Here is a 366-nt window from a genome sequence, read left to right on the forward strand (position 1 = left end):
GCAGCCGAATAGATGTTCTGTCGGTCGGGGTTATTCCCTACCACTAGCACTTTCGGCTCATTTGGATTGTTAATGTCTAGAGAGAAGTCATCGCCCGTCATCACCCAATACAATGCTGGTGAAATCATTCTTGACAAAGGAATCTTTGCTGATGCTATTTGCCCCTGCAACTGATCTTGTGCTCCACCCTCCCAAGCGTCCATAAAGGGAGAAAGATAGTTCGCCAGCTTACAGGGGTGACGTTTTTGGATTTGCTCGAGGTCTCGCTGAATAAAAACAAGAAAAACGTCTGAAAATCAGGGCGTTAAGCTTGTGTACCCGGCGAATTATTAGCACCTTTATACCTGATAATCAATCGTTTGTCTC

The 366-nt window shown here is 45.4% G+C and carries 1 pseudogene; it reads right to left on the reverse strand.

The window, feature by feature from the left end:
- A pseudogene (locus HMPREF2890_RS08735) lies at nt 1–230 on the reverse strand (conjugal transfer protein TraG); the annotation flags it as partial.
- Nucleotides 231–366 lie beyond the last annotated feature (136 nt).

This window comes from Porphyromonas sp. HMSC065F10, assembly GCF_001808555.1.
Classification (GTDB): domain Bacteria; phylum Bacteroidota; class Bacteroidia; order Bacteroidales; family Porphyromonadaceae; genus Porphyromonas_A.